Genomic DNA, 6,411 nt, shown 5'->3' with positions numbered 1-6,411 from the left:
GTGTGCGGGCGCGGTGGTGAGGTCCGCTCTTATGCATGGCCGCCCGGAAGCGGACCGGCAGAAATCCACCCATCTGAGACGCTCGTCAGGGCACTGGGCGGCGGCAAATGCTGGCCGAAGAACGAACCCGCTGCGCGGGAGGGCTCGGGTGGTTAGGTCGCGGTAGCATCGGGACCGTCGCGCGTCGTTTGAGGCCTGTCGGCGGCGGGCCGAGCATCGCGGCTCCTTAATCCGAGAAGCCCGACAATGCACGATCTGCTTCCCGCCCCAGCCATCAGCCCGCTGCACCAACGCCTGATCGAGGAGATGAGCCTGCGCCGGTTCTCGCACGAGACCCAGCACAACGACCTGCGCGATGTCGGCCGTCTGGCCACCTTCCTCGGACGTCGCCTTGAAACGGCCACTGCGGAGGACCTACGCCGCTTTCAGGTCGAACAGCGCGAGGCCAGCGTACCGGTGCCGACCCTCAACAGCATAGTCTTGGCCCTGCGCTTCATCTTCATCCACGCCATCGACCGCCCGGATCTGGCGCGCCGGCTCGTCCGTCTGGCCTATCCGCGCACGCTGCCCGTCGCCCTCAGCCGCGACGAGGTTGTCCGCCTGCTCGCCGCCACGACTCGCCCCGAGCACCGAGCGGCCCTGGCCGTAGCCTACGGCGCCGGCCTGCGCGTAGCCGAGGTCGCGGCGCTGAAGGTCACGGACATGGTCGCATGTTGTCACGTGCTCACTCGCTGCGAATTTTGTGTTGTTGCGACTGCTTCGGGCGTGCTGACGAGGAAGAAGCGGTCCTGTAGCGAGCGCGCAAGTTGGCCATCTGTCAGGCCGCTCTCAGCTTCTCGATCATGCGCAGTGCGGTCGCACGTTGCTCCTGTAGACGCTCGATCAGCAGCGTAAGGTCGGCGCCTGTTCGAGCAGCGATCTCAACCTTTTGGCATAGGCTCGACAAGCCGACGAAGCCAAGTGTACCGGCCGCTGAGACGAGAGCGTGTGCGTCGTAGGCGATCTGTTCTCGGGTCCCCTTATCCGGGCGGAGGCGCTGGGTGAGTTCGCTGGCGAGAAGGCCAAGCATAGTGCCGAGCCGATCGGCTCCGAAGCTCTCCTCCATTTCCGCGAGCACCGCGGTGTCGAGCACGGAGGGATCGATAGCCGGACCTGGGAACGGCACCGCTCCGATTGTCACTGATGACCGTTCACGAGGAAGTTGAGCCCAGCGATCGATGGCAGCGAGCAGTTCGTCGCGACGAAACGGTTTGCCGACGTGATCCGTCATGCCCACATTCCGGAATTCGGTGACCTGCTGCGGGAGAACGTTGGCCGTCAGCGCGATGATAGGGATAGCGGAGACTGGCCCGGCCAGCGCGCGAATAGACCGGGTGGCACTCATGCCGTCCATCACCGGCATCTGCACATCCATGAGTACAAGATCGTAGCGTTCAGCCTGGACAGCGCGCACTGCTTCTGCACCGTTGTCGACAATGTCGACTGTATGGCCAGCCGCTTCCAATAGGGCACGGATCAGGTCTTGATTGAGAGGCACATCCTCCGCAATCAGAAGACGTCGGCCCTTGCACGCCGCAGCAGCACCAGTCTCAGCGAGGACTGGTTGGGGAGGCTGCGCCGGATCCAAACCAACCTCGAACCAGAATGTGGATCCCTTCCCCTCATCGCTGTCGACACCGATCGTGCCGCCCATAAGCTGAATAAGTGATTTCGAGATCGCTAGCCCTAGCCCCGTGCCGCCGAAGCTACGGCGGCATGAGCCATCGATCTGGCTGAAGCGCTGGAAGAGACGGTCGCGCTTGTCCGCCGGGATGCCAATGCCCGTATCACTCACGGCAACGAAGACTCGCATCGGATCGGCGCCGACATCCGCATTCACGCGCAGCGTAACCCGGCCGGTCGCGGTAAATTTGATGGCGTTGTTGAGCAAGTTCAGAAGTACCTGCCGCAGGCGATCCTCATCACCTGATAGCCAGGAGGGTAATACCGGATCAAGATCGACGTCGAGGCTAAGTCCCTTCGCCTCGGCGAGCCCACGCACGATGGACACAGCGTTGTCTACCAGCGTCATCGGGGAGAATGGGCGCACCGTAATCTCGAACTGTCCGGCTTCGATCTTCGAAAAATCGAGGATGTCGTTGACGACGGTGAGCAGCGCTGCGCCAGCCGAGTGGATGCGCTCGCCGCACTGGCGGGCGCGGCTGCTGATCCCAGGCTCATCGAGCAGCAGGTCGGCGTACCCGATCACGCCGTTGAGCGGCGTGCGAATTTCATGGCTCATCGAGGCTAAAAATTCAGATTTCGCCTGGTTCGCCGCCTCAGCCAATTCTCTCGCCGTCTCGGCATCGCGCGTCCGTTCGGCTACGCGCTGTGCGAGGCCGGCATTCAGATCACGCAGAGCCCTTTCGGCAGCATCACGCGCAGTGTCATCGCGCACCGTGAGTACGGCGCCGATCTGCGCGCCCTCTTGGTCAATGAGGGGCTGCGCGTTGCCGACGGCGAGCACCTCAGTGCCGTCCGGCCGTCGCACCCGCCAGCGTGCGCCACGCACCTCCTGTCCACCGACGGCGCGGGCAAGCGGCAGATCGAGGGGTGGATGGGGGCGGCCCTCCTCGGTAAACAGGTGATAGCTGTCGCTGTAGGCGTCCGGCTCCACGTCGAGCCGAGCCACGCCGTGGATCTCGGCCGCCGCCTTGTTGACCAGTGTGATCCTTCCGGCCGAGTCCGTGACGATGACGCCCTCGGCAAGCTGCGCCAAGATGGCAGCACTGGTGGCAGTGGTGGAAGTTGCGTGTGCCTGCGCCTCCTGCAATTGCACCTCGGCAGCGGCGCGGTAGCGCTCCTCGCTTTGTGCAAGCTCGATCTCGGTCTGTTCGTGCTGCCGGACATCCCGGAGCAATTTCAGGCCGAGGCCTACGAGCACGGCGAGCAACAGAACGAAGATAGAAGCGCGCACGAGGGCGCTGGCGCGCCAGGAGGCCAAGGCCTCGTCTTCAGAGATTGCGGCGTAGGCGATGACAGGGAAGACGCTCGCGGTGGCGAAGCCGGCGAAGCGGATTTTGCCATCAATCAGCGAGAGATAGCGCCCCACACCGGACGAGCGCTGCGGCAAATCTTCCTGAAACAGGGGTGAAGCCGCGATATCGCGCCCAATTTGATCGACGAGAAAGGGTTGGCGCGCCAGGATTCGTCCTTCGCGGGTCAACAAGGCGATCGCCCCACCCGATCCGACATCGAAACCGGACAGGCGCTCGACAAAGCGCTCGACGTCCACGGTCGCGGCCACAACACCGGCAAAGCTGCCGTCCGGATTCTGCAGTCGTCGGGAAACGAGGATGATCCAGGATCCCGAAGACCGACTGCGGATCGGCTCACTTAGGTGAGCGGCGAGAGACGCGTTGTCCTTGTGGAACTGGAAATAGGCGCGATCCGCATTGTTCACACTCTGCGGAATCTGCGCCAGCGAACTGGCGATCCAGTGCCCCTCGGCATCATAGACGAACAGCGCACCGACGCTCTCCAACGAGCGCGTGGCCGTGGTCATGCTCTGACTGAGACGACGGAGCGCCTCCGGTGATCGGCCGCCGCTCTGCAGCCGTTCCGTGATGCCGAAGAGAACAGTCTCTGCGAGTCGGAAGGTGGCGTCGGCTTCGCGGGCAACGGCACGAGCGACGTTGAGAGCAGCCGTCTCAGTTTGCTGGATCTCGACCGCGCGCTGATCCCATTCGTGCCATGCCTCAAGCCCAACGAGCAGCGAACAGATGACTGCTCCAAGCAGGATGATCCGTCGCCTGATGTATCCGGCTGCGAGTGCCTTCATGACGAATTAGCCTAGCGTTCCGGAATGTGACTCCGCTTGTGCCATCTTATCTCAGTGTCTAATGACGTTCGGTAAACCATCCGTCAGTAGGGCGTCTCACCACAGCTCTGCCCGCGCTACTATGCGCTAGAATTCTCGTTTGGCCCGATCGTTTGGGGTCGCCCGCCGCCCTTCGGCACCCCTTCTCCACCTAACAGCATGGAGCCAGCGCGTCGCCCTCCATAGCGTCGAGACAGCCTTAAGCGCCTGCGACCTGCGATGATGCTCGCAAGGCTTTGTCCGGATATGCAGTTCGCCCTCGCGGCCTCTCTAACGTCCTCGTTTTCCTCCTCTTGAAATTTTAGAAGGGTTCGGTTCGGGAATTTGCACCCGCTCGTCCTCGGGAGATTGGGTGAATGGGGCTAGGGTCTGCGCGATTGTCTCGCCGTCGCTGCAGAAGACGCAGTTGTCCATTCGATCCAGCCCATGTCCGCTTTGAGGTTGCCGCTGCAAGCCATCAAATGACTGGGATGGGCGCCAAGCCGAATGTCTGGTTCTGCGCGCGCCGGCAATTTGGCGTGACGTAGTCTGGCCGTAAGCTGAATGGCCGCTTCGGAGTTCAAACGGCAGGGAAGCAGACCTTCCGCCTGGCTTAAATAGCCACGCCTAATTCCGTTTCAGGGGCCAATCTCTCCGTCATTCTCAGCGCACGCTTGCCCGTGCTCTGAACATCGTAGAGCCAATTTCAACCCACTTTGACGCGACTGCGGCCGCCTTCGATGAAAACCCCGCAAACAAGCTCACCAACCGCATCGACTTACTGTAGATCAAGAACGACAGTTAGTACTCTATGATAGCCGCCTCTAAGATCCGGTCTCGGACCTCAATGTTCCGCACTGGATCAACCTGGAGTAAGCGAGGGGCTGCTGGCCAATCAGCAGTTCCACGCCTTCGTTCATCAGCAATTTCAAGTGCGACGGCGACGTCAGGCTCCCGGTCAATAGGGGACGGTGGTCGACTACGGCTTGCCGCTCGGCGCCACGAACGGGTTCCTCTCGGCTGCCGAGCCGTTCATGGCGTAGCACGCTTCCAGCCGGTCGAGAGCGGCGGCGCTCTTATCCAGCGCCACCTTGATGGTCGCGCCCTCGCCCTTCACGTCCAGGCCGTCGGCGAGCTTCAGCGACTTGAGGAACCGCTCGTCCTTGACCGGCAGCGACACCGCGTTGCCGGAGGCGGCGACATCCGCCTGCAGCGTCGAGGATCCGGCCACTAACTCGACCGGATAGCTCTTCCCGCGCCCGAGCTTCCATTTCGCCGAACTCATCGTCAGGTCGAGCCCCGCCGCGTCGCGGGTGAACCGGACCTCGACCCCGTCGTCCGTCGTCCGGGTCATCGTGCAACGGTCGAACTTCTGGCCCTTCGAGATGGCGTCGACCTTCCAGGGACCGATGGCGACGGCATCCGCCGGCGCCTCGGCACGGGCCGCGATGGATACGGCCGACAGGGCGAGGGCGGCGATGGCAAGGCGCATGTGTGTCTCCCGGTTCCGTGGACGGGACCAGTTCACGAGAAGGCCGGGGGTTCCCGAACGCACAGCCACACTTGGCTGAGGTGACGACCGACAAAGCAACAAGTCTCCCGGTCGAACGCCTCACTGCGTCGGACCCGACGAAGCCTAGCTCCTGCGCTCATTTCGCGCGTGGCCCGTCACCCTCCCTCCTCCGACCCCTCGACATCGGATGACGGGCCACGCTCGTCCGGAGGCGGCGGCAGGTGGGGCGGCGGCAACCGGCCCGGGCTGGGTGGCGTCGGCAGGCCGGCCCCCTCGTCCGCCTGCGGCAGTTCATTGGGTTTGGGCCCGTCGCTCATCGTGATGTCTCCCATGATGGCGCCGACGCGACGGACGGCACGCGGTACCGCCATGGAGCGGTTGCCGCCCTTGCTTCCGGGCCGCCAAGCTTCTGCACCTCAGGTCTTCGGGACCTCCATGCCGCGCTTCACCGCCGGCCGCTCGCCGACCCGCTCCAGCCACGCGTGCACGTTCGGGACGCCGGCCAGGGTTTCCTCAAGCGGCTCCTTCAGGAAGGTCGTGGCCGCCAGCGTCCAAGCGTAGCAGGCGATGTCGGCGATGGAGTAGTCAGCGCCCGCAAGGTAGGGGCCCTCGCCGAGGCGGCGGTCCATGATGTGCAGCAGGCGGTCGGCCTCGTCAGTGAAACGCTTGATGGCCAAGGGGGCCTTCTCGTTGGAACGCACCGCGAAGAACCCGAGCTGGCCCAGCATCGGGCCGAGGCCGCCCATCTGCCAGTGCAGCCACTCCAGCGCCTTGTACCGGGCGGGGCCGGACGGTGCGAGGAAACGGCCGGTCTTCTCGGCAAGGTAGGTCAGGATCGCCCCGCTCTCGAACACCGACAGGGGGCCGCCTTCCGCCTCGTCGTCGACGATGGCCGGGATCTTGTTGTTGGGCGCGACCTTCAGGAAGTCGGGGGCGAACTGCTCGTCCTTGCCGATGTTCACCGGCACCACCGTGTAGGGCAGGTCGCACTCCTCCAGCATGATCGGGATCTTGCGACCGTTCGGGGTCGACCAGGTGTAGAGCGTGATCATGCGCGTCC

The 6,411-nt window shown here is 63.9% G+C and carries 5 protein-coding genes; 1 reads left to right on the top strand and 4 read right to left on the bottom strand.

The features are described from left to right. Window positions 1-246: 246 nt before the first annotated feature. Window positions 247-894 carry a phage integrase N-terminal SAM-like domain-containing protein gene (locus OXS49_RS17870; protein WP_267425930.1) on the top strand — a complete coding sequence of 216 codons (648 nt, stop codon included), beginning with the start codon at window positions 247-249 and terminating at the stop codon, window positions 892-894. Here the strand turns inward: OXS49_RS17870 and OXS49_RS17865 are convergent. The 4 genes from OXS49_RS17865 to OXS49_RS17850 all read right to left on the bottom strand — a co-directional run bounded on the left by OXS49_RS17865 (window position 818) and on the right by OXS49_RS17850 (window position 6,403). Beyond that, on the bottom strand, window positions 818-3,820 hold the full coding sequence (locus OXS49_RS17865; RefSeq protein WP_267425929.1) for an ATP-binding protein: 3,003 nt from the start codon (window positions 3,818-3,820) through the stop codon (window positions 818-820). The genes OXS49_RS17870 and OXS49_RS17865 overlap by 77 nt on opposite strands. Before the next feature lie 997 nt (window positions 3,821-4,817). After that, the gene (locus OXS49_RS17860; RefSeq protein WP_267425928.1) at window positions 4,818-5,330 is read right to left on the bottom strand and encodes a hypothetical protein; all 513 of its coding nucleotides are present in this window, start codon (window positions 5,328-5,330) and stop codon (window positions 4,818-4,820) included. A gap of 176 nt (window positions 5,331-5,506) precedes the next feature. After that, window positions 5,507-5,668 carry a hypothetical protein gene (locus tag OXS49_RS17855; protein ID WP_267425927.1) on the bottom strand — a complete coding sequence of 54 codons (162 nt, stop codon included), beginning with the start codon at window positions 5,666-5,668 and terminating at the stop codon, window positions 5,507-5,509. A 99-nt stretch (window positions 5,669-5,767) separates the two neighbouring features. Then, window positions 5,768-6,403, bottom strand: a complete 636-nt coding sequence (locus tag OXS49_RS17850) for a glutathione S-transferase N-terminal domain-containing protein (protein ID WP_267425926.1) — start codon at window positions 6,401-6,403, stop codon at window positions 5,768-5,770. Window positions 6,404-6,411 lie beyond the last annotated feature (8 nt).

It is taken from the genome of Methylobacterium sp. GC_Met_2 (assembly GCF_026540795.1).
In the GTDB taxonomy this organism is placed as follows: Bacteria; Pseudomonadota; Alphaproteobacteria; order Rhizobiales; family Beijerinckiaceae; genus Methylobacterium.
This window is presented reverse-complemented; position numbering and strand designations above follow the sequence as displayed.